At 48.3% G+C, this 15,347-nt stretch carries 17 protein-coding genes and 1 riboswitch; of the genes, 8 read left to right on the forward strand and 9 right to left on the reverse strand.

Annotation, left to right across the window (positions count from 1 at the left end; all coding sequences use genetic code 11):
• Positions 1 to 100 precede the first annotated feature (100 nt).
• From LY85_RS01810 to LY85_RS01825, 4 genes are all read left to right on the forward strand, one after another.
• Positions 101 to 1,081, forward strand: a complete 981-nt coding sequence (locus LY85_RS01810) for an efflux RND transporter periplasmic adaptor subunit (protein WP_141825231.1) — start codon at positions 101 to 103, stop codon at positions 1,079 to 1,081.
• Entirely contained in the window at positions 1,074 to 2,264 is a 1,191-nt protein-coding gene (locus tag LY85_RS01815; protein ID WP_141825232.1) for an ABC transporter permease, read from the forward strand. Before LY85_RS01810 ends, LY85_RS01815 begins: the two co-directional genes overlap by 8 nt.
• 4 nt (positions 2,265 to 2,268) lie before the next feature.
• Complete coding sequence (locus LY85_RS01820) at positions 2,269 to 3,051, forward strand: DUF6873 family GME fold protein (protein WP_141825233.1); 783 nt, start codon at positions 2,269 to 2,271, stop codon at positions 3,049 to 3,051.
• Between the two features lie 93 nt (positions 3,052 to 3,144).
• Positions 3,145 to 4,170 carry a tyrosine recombinase XerC gene (locus LY85_RS01825; RefSeq protein WP_081928275.1) on the forward strand — a complete coding sequence of 342 codons (1,026 nt, stop codon included), beginning with the start codon at positions 3,145 to 3,147 and terminating at the stop codon, positions 4,168 to 4,170.
• A gap of 15 nt (positions 4,171 to 4,185) precedes the next feature.
• On the opposite strand, the gene LY85_RS01830 is transcribed toward LY85_RS01825, so the two are convergent.
• The 9 genes from LY85_RS01830 to queA all read right to left on the reverse strand — a co-directional run bounded on the left by LY85_RS01830 (position 4,186) and on the right by queA (position 11,665).
• Positions 4,186 to 5,079: a tyrosine recombinase gene (locus LY85_RS01830; RefSeq protein WP_141825234.1), complete on the reverse strand. Its 894-nt coding sequence runs from the start codon at positions 5,077 to 5,079 to the stop codon at positions 4,186 to 4,188.
• A gap of 21 nt (positions 5,080 to 5,100) precedes the next feature.
• Positions 5,101 to 5,748 carry a stage II sporulation protein M gene (locus LY85_RS01835; protein WP_141825235.1) on the reverse strand — a complete coding sequence of 216 codons (648 nt, stop codon included), beginning with the start codon at positions 5,746 to 5,748 and terminating at the stop codon, positions 5,101 to 5,103.
• Between the two features lie 69 nt (positions 5,749 to 5,817).
• Positions 5,818 to 6,627, reverse strand: a complete 810-nt coding sequence (gene proC / locus LY85_RS01840) for a pyrroline-5-carboxylate reductase (protein WP_243122454.1) — start codon at positions 6,625 to 6,627, stop codon at positions 5,818 to 5,820.
• Between the two features lie 225 nt (positions 6,628 to 6,852).
• Complete coding sequence (gene scfB, locus LY85_RS01845; protein ID WP_141825236.1) at positions 6,853 to 8,211, reverse strand: thioether cross-link-forming SCIFF peptide maturase; 1,359 nt, start codon at positions 8,209 to 8,211, stop codon at positions 6,853 to 6,855.
• 76 nt (positions 8,212 to 8,287) lie between these two features.
• Positions 8,288 to 8,434 carry a six-cysteine ranthipeptide SCIFF gene (gene scfA / locus LY85_RS01850; RefSeq protein ID WP_081928276.1) on the reverse strand — a complete coding sequence of 49 codons (147 nt, stop codon included), beginning with the start codon at positions 8,432 to 8,434 and terminating at the stop codon, positions 8,288 to 8,290.
• Between the two features lie 79 nt (positions 8,435 to 8,513).
• Positions 8,514 to 8,933, reverse strand: a complete 420-nt coding sequence (locus LY85_RS01855) for a TIGR04086 family membrane protein (RefSeq protein ID WP_038324190.1) — start codon at positions 8,931 to 8,933, stop codon at positions 8,514 to 8,516.
• 80 nt (positions 8,934 to 9,013) lie between these two features.
• The gene (gene yajC, locus LY85_RS01860) at positions 9,014 to 9,337 is read right to left on the reverse strand and encodes a preprotein translocase subunit YajC (RefSeq protein ID WP_141825237.1); all 324 of its coding nucleotides are present in this window, start codon (positions 9,335 to 9,337) and stop codon (positions 9,014 to 9,016) included.
• Positions 9,338 to 9,404: 67 nt separating this feature from the next.
• Positions 9,405 to 10,535 carry a tRNA guanosine(34) transglycosylase Tgt gene (tgt, locus tag LY85_RS01865; RefSeq protein WP_141825238.1) on the reverse strand — a complete coding sequence of 377 codons (1,131 nt, stop codon included), beginning with the start codon at positions 10,533 to 10,535 and terminating at the stop codon, positions 9,405 to 9,407.
• A 104-nt stretch (positions 10,536 to 10,639) separates the two neighbouring features.
• Positions 10,640 to 11,665 (reverse strand): tRNA preQ1(34) S-adenosylmethionine ribosyltransferase-isomerase QueA, encoded by a 1,026-nt coding sequence (queA, locus tag LY85_RS01870; RefSeq protein ID WP_141827928.1) that lies wholly within the window; start codon positions 11,663 to 11,665, stop codon positions 10,640 to 10,642.
• A gap of 101 nt (positions 11,666 to 11,766) precedes the next feature.
• Positions 11,767 to 11,942: riboswitch (Lysine riboswitch) on the forward strand.
• Positions 11,943 to 12,083: 141 nt separating this feature from the next.
• Here queA and asd point away from each other — a divergent pair.
• Genes asd through LY85_RS01890 form a run of 4 tightly spaced genes read left to right on the forward strand, consistent with a single transcriptional unit; the run spans position 12,084 to position 15,335 of the window.
• Positions 12,084 to 13,163 carry an aspartate-semialdehyde dehydrogenase gene (gene asd, locus LY85_RS01875; protein WP_141825239.1) on the forward strand — a complete coding sequence of 360 codons (1,080 nt, stop codon included), beginning with the start codon at positions 12,084 to 12,086 and terminating at the stop codon, positions 13,161 to 13,163.
• Positions 13,164 to 13,192: 29 nt separating this feature from the next.
• Entirely contained in the window at positions 13,193 to 14,083 is an 891-nt protein-coding gene (gene dapA, locus LY85_RS01880; RefSeq protein WP_141825240.1) for a 4-hydroxy-tetrahydrodipicolinate synthase, read from the forward strand.
• 26 nt (positions 14,084 to 14,109) lie between these two features.
• Positions 14,110 to 14,862 (forward strand): 4-hydroxy-tetrahydrodipicolinate reductase, encoded by a 753-nt coding sequence (gene dapB / locus LY85_RS01885; protein WP_141825241.1) that lies wholly within the window; start codon positions 14,110 to 14,112, stop codon positions 14,860 to 14,862.
• Positions 14,863 to 14,873: 11 nt separating this feature from the next.
• On the forward strand, positions 14,874 to 15,335 hold the full coding sequence (locus tag LY85_RS01890; RefSeq protein ID WP_038324198.1) for a hypothetical protein: 462 nt from the start codon (positions 14,874 to 14,876) through the stop codon (positions 15,333 to 15,335).
• Positions 15,336 to 15,347 lie beyond the last annotated feature (12 nt).

Here is a 15,347-nt window from a genome sequence, read left to right on the forward strand (position 1 = left end):
TTTTGGGGGATAAGCGTGAAAATTATTCATTGCTTTACTTAAAATTGAACTAATATTTTCCCTCTTCCATCACAGAATAAACAGGAATGGGGGAATGAGAATGAAGAAGTATGTAATGCTATTATCCTTTACAGTTATGATGGTCGTGGGAGTTTTCACATGGGGCGTTTTTTCGCGAAATTCCGTTGTTCCTGTCAGTATTGTAAAGGTAAACCCGGTTACAGTCGAAAATTCTGTGACGTGCAGCGGCAGGGTAGAGCGGGTTTCGATGCACAACGTCTACTCGCCGTCCGCGGCTTTTGTCAGCCAGGTTTATGTCCAGCTGGGGGACAAGGTCACTCAGGGACAGCGCTTAATGGACATTCAGGTACCTTCCTCCGCTTCCGATTCTTCCAGTTCTTCCGATTCCGAATTGGGCGGAACGTACGAAAGCCTTCTCAATCAATACAGCGGACAAAGCCAGATTACGACCAGGACGATTACTTCTCCGTACGAGGGAAAAATCACGTCGCTATCGGTTGCCAATCAAGGCTATGTTCAGGCCGGTACCCCGGTCGCGGTCATATCGGACAGCTCCGATATGCTTCAGGTAAGGCTTTCGGTCAATGAATCGCAGATTTCCGACATAAAGAAGGGGCAAAAGGCGATTATTACCGGCGTAGGATTTAAAAACACGGCATATACCGGCACTGTCAAAAGCATTTCCGCCGAAGCCAAACAGATGGTTTCCACAACCGGGCAGGAAACGGTGGTAGAGGTAATCGTCAGCGTCGAAAAACCGGGGAGCGATATCAAGCCCGGTTATACCGCGAAGGCAAAAATTATTACATCTGAAAACCCCGATGTGCTTATTGCGCCCTACAACGCCGTCAGAGCCGATAAAAACGGAAATGAGTATGTGTTCAAGTTAAAAGAAAAGAAAGCCGTCAAAACCCCTGTGGTGACCAACAGGGAATTTGACGACGGTTTTGAAATAACCAGCGGCCTATCCGAAAACGATGAAGTCATCGCCAATCCGGATTCCGTGTCAAACGGGGCTCACGTCATTCCCAAAGAAAGTTCGGTGAGCTCCGATGATTGACTATGTGAAATCTGCGTTTCAGAATTTGGGCAGAAAACGGGTCAGGACAGTGCTTACCATACTGGGAATCGCGATCGGTGTGGCCTCTGTCGTGATCATCGGCAATATCAGCCAGTGCGGAACCAACGCGCTCAGCAACGAGCTGGAAAGCCTCGGCCTGAGCGGCCTTACCATTTCCTCTTCGTCGGATACCGCCGCCCCGGTTTCTCTCAATGAAGATGACCTGAGTATCATCAAGCGGTGTGAAGAGGTGGAACAGGCAGCCCCCGTGATGGTGGAAAGCACGGATATCTCGGCCAGAAAATTGAGTTCCAAAGCTCTGGTGTGGGGGATAGACACCAATGCGAGCCAGATTATTTCCATTAATCTGCTGTACGGCCGGCTGTTCAATTCCGAAGATATCAGCACGGGGTCAAACGTATGTTTGGTAGATGAAGCTTTTTCAAAAAGCACTTATATGAGAAGCAATATCATCGGGAAAACAGTGTCCATTATGAGCGGCGGAGTCGAAGAAAATTATAAGGTGATCGGGATTATTAAAACCGGCAGCGGCCTTTTGCAGAACATTATTGGAAACTATATCCCCACATTCGTCTATGTTCCTTATACCACGATTCAGGCCACATCCGGAAGAAACGATTTCGACCAGATTGTGGTCAAAGTGAAATCCGGCGGCAATGTAGAGAGCATCGGAAAAACAATCGTAGACACGCTCAACCGCGATAACGGAACGGCGGACGCGTTTGTATCCAATAATCTTGCCAAGCAGAAGGACAGCCTTACCAATATGCTGGGAATTATTACTCTGATTCTTTCCGCGGTAGGCTCCGTTTCTTTATTGGTGGCAAGCCTGAGCATCATGACCGTCATGCTGGTTTCGGTCAACGAACGGACGCGGGAAATCGGAATCAAGAAAGCGATTGGGGCAAAGCAAAGCTCCATCATGCTGGAATTTATGTTCGAGGCCGTTCTGATATCCCTGATCGGCTGTGTCTGCGGTATCGCGGCCGGATATGTTATTTCCTTCGCCGGCGCCGAATATTTTGGCGTAGAGCTGAGTACAAGAGCGGATATCATGATGATCGCGGTAGAATTCTCCCTTGCATCCGGCACTGTTTTCGGGGTTTATCCGGCATATAAAGCGTCAAGGCTGAAGCCCGTCGACGCGCTCAGACAGGAGTAAAAATATGGGTTTTATCCAAACTCCGAACCTTCCGGAGTCGGCCGTGGCCGCAGCGGCCGTGTCCGGTACATATCAAGCAGTTACGGACGCGCTCAGAGCGCGGAATATAGAGGTTCTTCCGGTAAAACCGTGTAAGGCTTTGAGCAGGCCGGTATGCTGCCACGCCGATATGCTGCTGCACCACCTGGGCGGCAATCGAATCGTTGCGGCAAATGGGGAAGAGGACTTAAAAATAAGACTGGAACAATTGGGGTTCGAGGTATCCTGTTCGAACAAATGTATTTCCAATTCTTATCCGCAGGATGTTATTTTAAATTGCGCTCGTGTCGGAAATCGGTTATTGGCCAACTGGAAGGCCATGGACGGCACGATTTATGATTACTGCAGAGCGAACCGGATAGAAATAACGGACGTAAGGCAAGGATACGCGAAATGCTCCACGGTGATCGTCGATAGCCGGTCCGTGATCACGGCGGACCCGTCCATAGCGGAAGCGGCGGAAAGAATGAGGATGGATGTTCTGAAAATTACGCCGGGATATGTAAATTTAGAGGGATACGAATATGGGTTTCTTGGAGGCGCCTGCGGAATGATTGGGAAAGGAAAACTGGCTTTTACAGGCAGCATCCAAAATCATCCTGATTATTCTGGTATGAAAAGCTTCTGCGATCAGAAAAAGGTGGAATTGATTTCTCTGACGAATGGTCCGCTGTTGGACATTGGAGGAATCCTTCCGTTAAAAACCGTATCGGAAAAGAAACCTCGGAAAGAAATAGAAAATCCTTGACTGCCCCATAAAAAAACGATATAATTATACAAAATGAATATTTTGTATAATTTAGGGGACTGAAAAAGCCGAAGAAAGGATTTGAATTGGCTCATGAAATCAGAAATAAAATCTGAATGGATGGCTGAAGCGCCGCCGGTCATCAAAGAATTTCTGGGATACGTCGGAACAATTAAAGGAAAATCTCCAAAAACCGTTGATGAATACTATCTTGACTTACGTACGTTTTTCAGGTATATTAAAAAATCCCGGAACCTTGTACCGCCGGAAACCGATTTCGAGGAAATCAGTATTTCCGACATTGATCTTGATCTCATTAAAACCATTACTCTGACACATGTTTTTGAGTACATGAATTATTTGTCCACAGAGCGCCAGAACAAAGCTTCGACCCGGTCCAGAAAGGTTTCCAGTTTACGGACTTTTTTTAAATATCTGACGAATAAGACCGGAAAACTGGCTGTAAACCCGGTTCAGGAGCTGGAAACTCCCAAGCAAAGGAAAGCTTTGCCGAAATATCTGACTTTGGAGCAAAGTCTGGAGCTTTTGTCCAAAGTGGACGGCCCTACCAAAGAACGGGACTACTGTATCCTGACATTGTTTTTAAACTGTGGCATGCGGTTGTCCGAGCTGGTCGGCCTGAATCTGAGCGATGTCCGCCACGGCACGTCGACGGTCAGGATCGTCGGCAAGGGCAATAAGGAACGGATCGTTTATCTGAACGACGCCTGTCTTGACGCGATCGACCGCTATGTCGCGGTGCGGCCCAACGATGCTCTGATCGACAAAAACGCGCTGTTCATCAGTAAGCAGAAGAAGCGCATCAGTCCGAAAACCGTACAGTATCTCGTTAAAAAGTACCTTTCGGAAATTGAACTCGGCAACCTTTCCGTACATAAGCTCCGCCACACGGCAGCGACCCTGATGTATCAGCACGGACATGTCGATATCCGGGTCTTAAAAGATATTTTAGGCCATGAAAATTTGGGTACCACTGAAATTTACACCCATTTGTCAGACGAACAGATGGCCAATGCCGCAAAAGCAAATCCACTGTCAAAGGTAAAGCAGCGCAGTACCGTTGATTTCAAGAAGGCGATAAAAAAAGAACCGGAATGACCGGTTCTTTTGTATTTAACCCAGTTTTGCACGCGGATGGCAGTTGTTATACACTTTTTTAAAATGATCGTTCAATAAGTGTACGTAAACCTGTGTGGAGGAAATATCCGCGTGGCCAAGCATCATCTGTATGTCCTTCAGCTCCGCGCCGTTTTCCAGCAGATGCAAAGCAAAGGAATGGCGGAGCGTATGAGGAGTAATTTCCTTGACGATTCCCGCCTTTTCAGCGTATCCTTTTACGATTTTCCAGAAGCCCTGACGGGTAAGCCTGCGGCCGTTCAGATTCGTAAAGAGTGCCTGTCCCCCATCCGGCGTGATAATCAGGCTCCTGACTCTGATAATATATTCCGATATGGCATTTACCGCCGTGGGATAAACCGGAATCAGCCGCTCGCTTTTGTCATTTTTGCAGCTCAGCATTCCCGTGTGGATATTGATATCCTGAATATTTAAATCAACCAGCTCCGAAGCCCTGATTCCGGTTGCGTACAGAAGCTCCAGCATTGCTTTGTCGCGGCAGCCCTTTGATTCCTGAGTATCCGGCTGGGACAGCAAAAGCTCGATTTCCTTGCCGGTCAGGATCTGAGGGAGCTTTTTTACCGTCTTTTCCAGTTTAACGGCCTTTGCGGGATTGCTGTCCGTCTGGCCGGTAATAATCAGATACTGATAAAAGCACCGGATGGAAGCGACATTTCTCGTAATCGTAGCGTTTGACTTTTTTAATTCTGTCAGATTTGCAACATACGTATTGATAAAGTCGGAATCCGCCTGAGCCGGATCGCCCAGCCCGCTCTCATCCAGAAATGATAAGAAATGCCCGACGTCGCGAATGTACGAATCCAGTGTGTTTGCAGACACAGCCTTTTTATTGACCAGATAATTGCTGAAATCCGAACAGTAGTCCTTCATTTTGTCCTATCCCCTCTATTTTTAAAAAGAAAACATACCCGCAAAACATCCTGAAAATATAACGTCAATCACCGCCGCCAGAAAAGCAACCATCAGAATCACGCCGAAGTTCAGTAAATACGGTTTCATTTTCGGCGGGCTGATTGTCCCTCTTTGAGATACAACACTGCAAGACGCAATCATTCGGGAAAATCGTGTCCCCTCCCTTGCCGCAAGCAGAATTGCAAGGCAGCACACAAATGCCCCGGGCAAAATAACCACCAGATTAAACAATACGCCCATAAAGCCATACGCCGCATACAGATATCCGGATGTCAGCCCCAGCCCGAACCCCCGGAAAAACAGAACCGCAGGGATGATGAACATCCCCCACACGGAAAGCCCGCAAAGAAAGCAGGCCAGTATAAAAATAAAGGACGAAGCAAAGGAAGCGGAGAAAATGGAGATAATCGGCTGTACAGCCCTGGCTTTATAATTGCTGTAAAATAGAAAATCCAGTTTATTTAACGCAGTGAAATCCGCATTTCTGGCGAAAACCGCTCCAAAAATCATGCCGATGATCAAAGAAAGCGAGAACAGCACCAGAACATAATTTTCACGCAGTGCTTTTAAAAGAATCCTGCTGTTGATAACAGGCCTGTGCCGAAAGCTGTGTTTTACAACAATCATACTCAAACATCCCCTTAATATATATAAGGATACATTCATAAATGTATGAGAATGATCTGTGTTATATGATTACTTGCCCAGCTCTTCCGCTCTTTTTGTACAGGCCCTCATCGCCTCGTCCACGATTTGCTCAAAATGATGCTCATAAAAAACGTCCAATGCTTTTAAGGTGGTTCCGCCGGGTGAAGAGACCATTTTAATCAGTGCTTCCGGGGTCAGCTCCGGCTGGCGCAGCATCCCCGCGCTGCCCTCCAGCGTCTGGCAGATCAGCTGCAAAGCCGTGTCGGCGGCGATCCCCTGTTTGACGGCGCTGTCCAGCATCGCTTTGGCGAACAGATAAATATACGCCGGGCTGCTGCTGTTTACGGAAATGACGGCGTTCATCTGGCTTTCGTCCAAAACCGTCACCGTGCCGCAGGCGGCGAATAATGACAGAACCAGCTGAAAATCTTCGTCCGTTACATTTTCCGTCCTGCTTAACGCGGTTGCGCCCTTGCCGATGAGAAGGGGCGTGTTGGGCATGGTCCTGATAACCGGACACCGGCAGCCGAGAGCACTGTTGATATAGTGCGTTGAAATGCCCGCCGCAATAGAAACAAACAGAATTTTTTGATTTACAACAGGTTTTACCGAAGCCAATACTTCAGCAAAATTCTGCGGTTTGACTGCCAGAAAAACAATATCGCATTTTTCGATTAGCTGTTCAATCGAGTCAACGGTCCGGATTCCCGCCTTTTGCCGCAGCGCTTCCCGCTTCTCCCGGTTGATATCATAAACAAAAACCTGCTGTGCCGGAAAGGTTTTTGTTCCGACAATCCCATTAATAATAGCGCCTGCCATATTGCCGGCGCCGATAAACCCCAGTATTTTATCCTTCAAAAAAAACACCTGCCTTGTAACTATATACTATAATACATTTTTTACCAGTTAGCAATACAAAAATATACAGAAAAACTATTTTTATGCATTTCCAAATAATTTATGTAAACTTGATTATGTAAACTAATAAAAATTATGTAATAAGCGTTATGTAAACCTTATGAATAAAAATACGCACGCTTACATTTTTCAGGCAAGCGTGCGCCGCTTATCAGTTTTCTGTTGTTATTCGGCCATCGCCGCTTTGATCATAATGGCGCATTCCAGGCGCTTTTTTTCAAGATCACAAGAGATTTTATGGGCCTTATGGATATCCCCTTCATACTGTTGGCTGTTCGCGTTGCAGCCGCCGCTGCAGTAAAATTTAGCCCAGCAGTTTCTGCATTCCGGTTTTGAATAGACGTTTGCCAGCGCGAAGGAATGCTTCATATCGGTATTCAAGGTTCCGTCCATGACATTCCCCATTTTAAAGCTCTCGTCCCCTACGAACTGATGGCAGGGGAAAATATCTCCCTCCGGCGTTACGGCGATATATTCGTTGCCGCAGCCGCAGCCGCGAAGGCGCTTGATGGCGCATGGGCCCTGATCGAGGTCCAGCATAAAATGAAAGAAATTGAAGCCTTTCCCCGCTTTTTTGCGGTCAATGATCGTATTTGCCAGACGCTCATACTCTTCAAATACGCGGGGCAAGTCCTCTTCCTTGATTGAATAATCCAGCTTCACGTCCGAGACCACCGGCTCAACGGAAACCTGCTCAAAACCAAGCTCGGCCATATGTAACACATCGTTGGTGAAATCAAGATTGTGTTTGGTAAAGGTTCCTCTGGCGTAATAGTCTTTATCGCCGCGTGACGCGACCAGCTTTTGGAACTTCGGAACAATCGAATCATAGCTGCCTGTACCGTCGGTCCTGACCCGCAAAAGATCGTTGACGCTTTTTCTTCCGTCAAGGGACAGCACGCAGTTGGACATTTCCCGATTGATAAAATCGATCTTATCGTCCGTCAGCAAGATGCCGTTTGTCGTAATGGTAAAGCGAAAGTTTTTATTGTGTTCTTTTTCGATACTGCGGGCATAATTGACGATTTGCTTGACAACCTCAAAATTCATCAGCGGTTCGCCGCCGAAGAAATCGACTTCAAGGTTATGCCTTCCCTCTGATTTCTCAATCAGGAAATCGATCGCTTTCTTCCCTACCGCAAAGGGCATCAGCATTCTGCCGCGGCCAAAGTCCCCCTTGGCGGCAAAGCAGTATTCGCACCTTAAATTGCAGTCGTGGGCAATATTCAGGCACATGGATTTTACCGGGGCGTCCTTCATCATTTCAGCGAACTTTCCATATTCGTCCGCTGAAAAAAGCTGACCGATCCGGTACAGCTCTTTCAGCTCCTCATAGGCTTCACGAACGGTTTCGCCGTCATATTTACCGCTCAGGCCGTTCAGCATTTCCTGGGGAGGATTCTCCGGCACGCTGTCATTTAAATAGTCCAACATATCAAACGGCGCGTCGTCAAAAAGATGGACGGCCCCGCTGTTGGTATCCAGTACGATATGAAAACCATTTAAAGAATACTTGTGAATCATGTATTTTCTCCGTTTATACAAAATTTAAGGGACATTACTGTCCCTTAAGGTTTGAATGAAATTCAAATCAATTGATTTATCTGCCTGCGTTTTCGCACTTCTGGTTTGCGACAGTGCAGGAAGTTTTGCAGGCCGACTGACAGGACGCCTGGCACTCGCCGCATCCGCCTTTGACTGCACTCTCTTTTAAATTGGCTTTATTCAAAGTCTTAATTTGTTTCATTTTTTTGAAACCTCCATTTCAATATTACTGATCATTTTCGCTTCATGATTATATCACACTGACGGAAAGAATAAAAGTATTATTTTACTTTTGACTTCTTACTGACCGCAAGCAGCCCGCCGATCGCGCCGGAAAGCACCATCACCAGCATCCTGATTCCGGCCGTGAGGGAAACAGGTTCATGGGACGCAATCATACCGGAAACAAGAAACAATACAAACAGCAGCAAACCGGACAAAGCGCCGTAGGCCAAACCGCGTTTACGGGAAATCTTCGCTGTGACAAACCCCGCCACAAAGGACGCGAGCACGGACAATCCGAGCATCATAGGAGAAATCAAATTCTGCGGAATATGTCCCGCCGACACAAAGGCCAAGGCAAAAGCACCCAACAGGGCAGCACAAAGTACAGCCCCGACGACAGCCCCGAGGATAATGGAGCGCAGCGCTCCCAACATCGGATTTTCATTTAAATGCTTTAAATGCTTCTTGCTTTTCATTACCAGCGCCCCCTCAAATATCTAATACAATAGATATTCAGAAGGCGCCGAAGATATACTAATTATTCCGCTTTTTCGTCTTATTCGGCGTCCGCGTGAACGGTATCGATGCTTCCGATCGCCCAGCGCTTAATGCGAATTTTGACGCGGTCCGTACCGGTTTCGATAACAATGGTGTCGGAATCGTCTTTAATGCCGACTACTCGTCCGACAATTCCGCCGATTGTGGTGATATCATCGCCGATTTGGATATTATTGCGCATTTTTTCTTCATTTTTCTTTTTCTTGGACTGGGGACGGATTCCAAAAAAATAAAAAGCGCCGATAATAGCCGCGTAAAGGAGAACGATGGTCCATGTTCCTCCTCCGTCCACAAGAGATCCACTTAAAGTGTTGAAATTCATTATAGAACTGCACCTCCAATTTAATATAATGATTATAGCAATTTCTTCGTCGTCTTGCAAGGATTTCTTATATCCTTGCGCTCAATTTCGAGATATTATTGCTATAGAATTCCTCAAAACGACCCTCATCAAGAGAAAAGCGGATTCGTTCCAGAAGGGAATTGTAAAAATAGATGTTGTGCATGACGCAAAGCCGCATCGCGAGCATCTCCCCGCTTTTAAAAAGATGGTGAATATATGCGCGCGTAAAATTGCGGCAAACGGGACAGTCGCAGTGTTCGTCTAGCGGTTTCTCGTCGAGCGTGTATTTCGCGTTCATCATATTCCGGCAGCCGTCCCAGGTAAAGGCGTGCCCGTGGCGGGCGTTTCTGGACGGCATAACGCAGTCGAAAATATCCACGCCGCGCCTGACCGACTCCAGAATATTGGCCGGGGTGCCCACCCCCATTAAATAACGGGGTTTGTCCTTGGGCATTTCCGGCTCCACCGCTTCAAGAATGCGGTACATTTCTTCCGCGCTCTCCCCCACCGCCAGCCCGCCGATGGCGTATCCGTCGAGGTCGAGTTCGCGGATCTGTTTCATGTTTTCGATACGCAGGTCCTCGTAGGTGCTGCCCTGATTGATTCCCCACAGCATCTGGCGGGGATTGATCGTGTCCGGCAGCGTGTTCAGCCTGTCCATTTCCGCCTTGCACCGATACAGCCAGCGAACCGTGCGCTGACAGGAGCTGCGCGCGTAATCGTATTCCGAAGGATTCTCCACACATTCGTCAAAGGCCATTGCAATGGTAGAGGCCAGGTTGGACTGAATCCTCATGCTTTCCTCCGGCCCCATAAAGATTTTATGGCCGTCGATATGGGAAGCGAAGGTCACGCCCTCTTCAGTAATATTTCTGAGCTTTGCCAGCGAGAATACCTGAAATCCGCCGCTGTCGGTCAGAATCGGCCCGTCCCACCGGGTAAACCGGTGCAGGCCGCCCAGCTTTTTCACGTTTTCGTCGCCCGGCCTCAGATGAAGATGATAAGTATTGCAGAGCTGTACCTGGCATTTCAGGTCCTTCAGATCCAGCGCGGAAACACCGCCTTTAATCGCTCCGCAGGTAGCCACGTTCATAAAAGCCGGAGTTTGAACCGTCCCGTGCGGCGTAGTGAATTCGCCGCGCCTTGCCGCTCCCGTATTGCTGATTAGCTTATACATATAATCCTTATTTATCCTTTCGTATCAGTAAATGAACATCGCGTCAGCCATATGCATGGCAGGCAAGCCCGGCGTCGCGATGCATATGCCTTGTTTCAATTCTGTTAAATGATCAGCATCGCGTCACCGAAGCTGAAAAAGCGGTACTTTTCCTGAACGGCTACTCGGTACGCGTTCATAATATGCTCGTAGCCCGCAAGAGCGGAAACCAGCATGATAAGCGTGCTCTCCGGCAGGTGAAAATTGGTGATCAGGCCGTCGAGCACTTTGAACCGATAGCCGGGATAAATAAAAATATCCGTCCATCCGGCGCTTTCCTTGATACAGCCCTCTGCGGTCCCGACGGACTCCAGCGTGCGGCAGCTAGTCGTCCCCACCGCAATGACACGGCCGCCGTTCCGTTTTGTTTCATTGATGGCATCCGCCGTTTCCTTCGGGAGATAGTAATGCTCCGAATGCATTTTATGATCCAGTACCTTTTCCGCCGTGACCGGGCGGAACGTGCCCAGCCCAACGTGCAGCGTGACAAATACCACTTTCACACCCTTGGCCTTTACCTTTTCCAAAAGCTCCGGCGTAAAATGCAGCCCTGCGGTCGGCGCCGCCGCGGAACCGACTTCCTTGGAATACACGGTCTGATAGCGCTCATTGTCGTTCAGATGCTCCGTGATGTAATGCGGCAGCGGCATTTCCCCGATCTGATCGAGGATTTCATAGAAATTACCTTCATAGGTAAAACGCGCCAGGCGGTTGCCTTCGTCGATGATTTCCAGAACTTCCGCCCTGAGAAGACCGTCGCCGAAAACGAAACGGGAACCGGGCTTCGCGCGCTTGCCGGGACCGCAGAGGACTTCCCATACGTCCCCTTCCCGGTGGTTCAAAAGCAGAAACTCCACGCGGGCCCCCGTCTCTTCCTTGATTCCGTAAAGCCGGGCCGGCAGAACGCGTGAATCGTTCAGGACAAGACAGTCGCCGGGATTTAAGCAGTCAATGATATTGAAAAAGTGTTTATGGGCAATCTCGCCGGTTTCCTTGTTCAGTGTCAAAAGTCTGGAGGAATCGCGCGGTTCAAGCGGGGTCTGCGCAATCAGTTCCTTCGGTAAATCATAGAAAAAATCTTTTGTCTGCAAATTTTTTAAATCCAATGTCATTTTCATATCTCCCACATAATATACTACCGATTCTTTATTATAAATAAATTGACAAGTAATAGCAACCCATGTTATTATAATTCAAAGATAGAGGCGCGATTTTAAAGAGTAACGGATTCCAGGCTGCCAAAGCCGTTTATCGTCCGTGAAAGGTAAACTCGCCGAAGGGGGTTTCGGGGCAGGAAACCGCCTGGTTGTTTTTGTGAACAGCAGAACAACTGTCATCATGTTGATATGATGGAGCGCTATCGGCTAACATTTGGTTCGGCAGATGCCGGACCCTATCAATGTCGAACAGTATCTATTATATTTGCCTGATGACCGGTTTTCAACCGGTTTTTTTCTTATGTATATATTTTCTCATTCTTTAAACATATATATTACAGGAGGGCTACCAATGAAAAAGTATCATGTAGGAATTATCGGCGCAACCGGCATGGTTGGTCAAAGATTTGCTACGCTGATCGAGAACCACCCGTGGTTTACGGTTACCGCGCTCGCTGCGAGCGCGCGTTCCGCCGGAAAAACATATAAAGAGGCTGTCGGGGACCACTGGCTGATGACAACACCGATGCCGAAATCAATGGAAAATATGGTCGTTTTCAACGCGGAGCAGGATATTGAAAAAATTACTTCCCTTGTTGATTTCGTGTTCTGCGCAGTCAACATGAAAAAAGAGGAAATCAAAGCGCTGGAAGAAGCCTATGCCAAAGCGGAGTGCCCGGTGATGTCCAACAACAGCGCAAACCGTCTGGTGGCCGACGTACCGATGATCATTCCGGAAATCAACGCGGACCATGCCGGGGTCATTGACGCTCAGCGCAAACGTCTTGGCACAAAGCGCGGATTCATCGCCGTGAAATCGAACTGCTCTCTGCAGAGCTATGTTCCGGCTATCCACCCTCTGATGGATCTGAACGTAACGAAAGTCCTCGCCTGCACCTATCAGGCCATTTCCGGCGCAGGAAAAACCTTTCAGACGTGGCCGGAAAGCGTCGATAACGTGATTCCCTTTATCGGCGGCGAAGAAGGAAAATCTGAAAATGAACCGCTGAAAATCTGGGGGCATGTCGAAAACGGCGCAATCGTCAACGCCACTTCCCCGTCCATTACCTCCCAGTGTCTCCGTGTTCCCGTTTCCGACGGGCATACCGCCGCGGTTTTTCTTTCCTATGAAAAAAAGGTTGAGCTGGAAGAAATTATTGCAAGATGGGAAAACTTTAAGGGAGTCCCTCAGGAGCTTCAGCTTCCCAGTGCACCAAAGCAGTTTTTGCATTATTTCCGCGAAGACGACCGTCCGCAGTCAAGGCTTGACCGTAATCTGGAGAACGGTATGGCCGTTTCCATCGGACGTTTGCGCCCGGATACGCAGTACGATGTAAAATTTGTCTGTCTGTCCCACAACACTCTGCGCGGAGCCGCAGGCGGAGCTGTTTTGATGGCGGAGCTTCTTTGCGCAAAAGGTTATATCGATTGAAGAATTTGCGAATTTGGAGGTAAAGTGTCATGAAAAAGCTTATTTTCAGCGGTTCCGGCGTCGCGATCATCACGCCGATGAACGAAGACGGTTCCGTGAATTATGACGTTTTGGGCGATCTCATCGAATTTCATATCGCCAACGGAACGGATTCCATTATTGCCTGCGGTACAACAGGGGAATCGGCTACATTAGACCACGAAGAGCATTGCAAGGTCATCGAATACATCATTAAAAAGACGAATAAACGGATTCCGGTCATCGCGGGCTCCGGCAGCAACGACACCCGCTACGCGGCAGAGCTGTCCCTGACCGCTCAGGAGCTTGGCGCGGACGCTCTTTTAATGGTTACGCCCTATTACAATAAAACCTCTCAGGCAGGTCTGGTAAAGCATTACCACTATGTGGCCGACCGTGTGAAGCTTCCGATCATCGTCTACAACGTACCGTCCAGAACGGGTTGCAATATTAAACCGGAAACGTATCTGGAGCTCTCCAAACACCCGAATATCAATGCTGCAAAAGAGGCAAACGGGGATATTTCCGCTCTGGCGAGAACCATTGCCCTTTGCGGTGACGAGTTGAATATATACTCCGGTGAAGACAATCAGACGCTGCCCATTCTTTCTTTGGGCGGAAAAGGAATCATCTCCGTATTCGCGAACATCATGCCGAAGGAAATACACCAAATTTGCGCGGATTTCTTTGACGGCAACCTTGCTGCCAGCCGTGCGGCCTTTTTGAAGTACCTTGAGCTGATGGACGCACTGTTCATGGATGTGAACCCAATTCCGGTGAAGGCAGCCATGAAAATGCTTGGATTCAACAGCGGCGGCTGCCGCCTGCCGCTGACGGCGATGAGCGAAGAAGCGGAAGTAAAGCTTACGATGATTCTTAAAAAATATAATCTGTTAAAATAAATTGACCTTTCCGGAGGGAATGTAAAATGACAAGGATGATTATCTGCGGATGCAACGGCAAGATGGGCCGTGAGGTTTCGGCCTGTGCGGCGCTGCGGGAAGACTGCAAAGTTGTGGGCGGAATCGATATGAATACGGAGGCGAAAGAGGATTATCCGGTTTTTGCGAAACCGGCGGATATCAATGTCGACGCCGACGTCATCGTCGATTTTTCCAATCCCGCCCTTCTCGCTTCCCTGCTCCAGTATGCGCAGATTCATAAAACGCCGCTTGTTCTGTGCACCACCGGTTATAACAAAGCGCAGGTGGAAGCGCTTACCCGTGTTGCCGAATCTGTCCCCGTATTTTATTCGGGCAATATGTCGCTGGGGATCAACCTGCTGATCGAATTGTCCAAAAAGGCGGCTAAAGTGCTGGGAAGCGGCTTCGATGTTGAAATTATAGAGAAACACCACAATCAGAAGGTCGATGCGCCGAGCGGCACCGCCCTCATGCTGGCCGACGGCATTTCCTCCGTCATGAATGAAAATGTGCACTATATTTACGACCGGCATTCCCAGAGGAAAAAGCGCGAAGCTACTGAAATAGGGATTCATTCCGTTCGCGGAGGAACCATTGTCGGCGAACATGAAGTGATTTTTGCCGGACATCATGAGGTGATTACGCTCGCTCACTCCGCTCAGTCAAAAGAGGTTTTTGCCGTCGGGGCGGTCAACGCGGCTGTTTATTTGGCAAAGATGCCCGCAGGACTTTATAACATGTCTGATTTATTAAAATAGGAGGTAGCATGATGAGTACGGAACCAATGATCACCACTTCAAATGAAATTACCCTGATCACGCTGCAGAACTGTCCCTCCGAACTGACCTTTACCGCCGATGTTTTTCAGAAAATTTCGGGGTTCGGAGTCAATGTGGATATGATTTCGCTTGCGCCGGCGCACGGCGCTTTCACTTCCATTTCCTTTACGATTTCCGACAATGATCTGGATAAAATTCTGACCTTTACATCCGATCTTCATGACAATTCCAATATCAAAACCATTGTCAGCAGCGGAAACTGCAAAATTTCCGTGTATGATCAGGGAATGAAGGACACTCCCGGCGTAGCGGCAAAGGTTTTTGCAGCAGCGGCGAAGAGCGAAACGGACATACGGATTATCACCACCTCCGAGGTCGACATTTCCCTGCTGGTTACGGCGGCGGATTTTGACCAGACGCTGAACGAAATCGAAAAGTGTCTGAAGAAATGAAAGCCGGCTTCC

It is taken from the genome of Clostridium sp. KNHs216 (assembly GCF_006714885.1).
In the GTDB taxonomy this organism is placed as follows: Bacteria; Bacillota; Clostridia; order Oscillospirales; family Acutalibacteraceae; genus Caproiciproducens.

What these genes read in the sequence shown, in the direction of transcription:
- tgt (WP_141825238.1), bottom strand. Translation starts at nt 10,535, where the DNA reads ATGTATAAGCTAATCAGCAATACGGGAGCGGCAAGGCGCGGCGAATTC.
- dapA (WP_141825240.1), top strand. Translation starts at nt 13,193, where the DNA reads ATGAAAAAGCTTATTTTCAGCGGTTCCGGCGTCGCGATCATCACGCCG.
- scfA (WP_081928276.1), bottom strand. Translation starts at nt 8,434, where the DNA reads ATGAAACAAATTAAGACTTTGAATAAAGCCAATTTAAAAGAGAGTGCA.
- LY85_RS01810 (WP_141825231.1), top strand. Translation starts at nt 101, where the DNA reads ATGAAGAAGTATGTAATGCTATTATCCTTTACAGTTATGATGGTCGTG.
- LY85_RS01830 (WP_141825234.1), bottom strand. Translation starts at nt 5,079, where the DNA reads ATGAAGGACTACTGTTCGGATTTCAGCAATTATCTGGTCAATAAAAAG.
- asd (WP_141825239.1), top strand. Translation starts at nt 12,084, where the DNA reads ATGAAAAAGTATCATGTAGGAATTATCGGCGCAACCGGCATGGTTGGT.
- dapB (WP_141825241.1), top strand. Translation starts at nt 14,110, where the DNA reads ATGACAAGGATGATTATCTGCGGATGCAACGGCAAGATGGGCCGTGAG.
- LY85_RS01815 (WP_141825232.1), top strand. Translation starts at nt 1,074, where the DNA reads ATGATTGACTATGTGAAATCTGCGTTTCAGAATTTGGGCAGAAAACGG.
- scfB (WP_141825236.1), bottom strand. Translation starts at nt 8,211, where the DNA reads ATGATTCACAAGTATTCTTTAAATGGTTTTCATATCGTACTGGATACC.
- LY85_RS01825 (WP_081928275.1), top strand. Translation starts at nt 3,145, where the DNA reads ATGAAATCAGAAATAAAATCTGAATGGATGGCTGAAGCGCCGCCGGTC.
- LY85_RS01890 (WP_038324198.1), top strand. Translation starts at nt 14,874, where the DNA reads ATGAGTACGGAACCAATGATCACCACTTCAAATGAAATTACCCTGATC.
- LY85_RS01835 (WP_141825235.1), bottom strand. Translation starts at nt 5,748, where the DNA reads ATGATTGTTGTAAAACACAGCTTTCGGCACAGGCCTGTTATCAACAGC.
- LY85_RS01820 (WP_141825233.1), top strand. Translation starts at nt 2,269, where the DNA reads ATGGGTTTTATCCAAACTCCGAACCTTCCGGAGTCGGCCGTGGCCGCA.
- LY85_RS01855 (WP_038324190.1), bottom strand. Translation starts at nt 8,933, where the DNA reads ATGAAAAGCAAGAAGCATTTAAAGCATTTAAATGAAAATCCGATGTTG.
- yajC (WP_141825237.1), bottom strand. Translation starts at nt 9,337, where the DNA reads ATGAATTTCAACACTTTAAGTGGATCTCTTGTGGACGGAGGAGGAACA.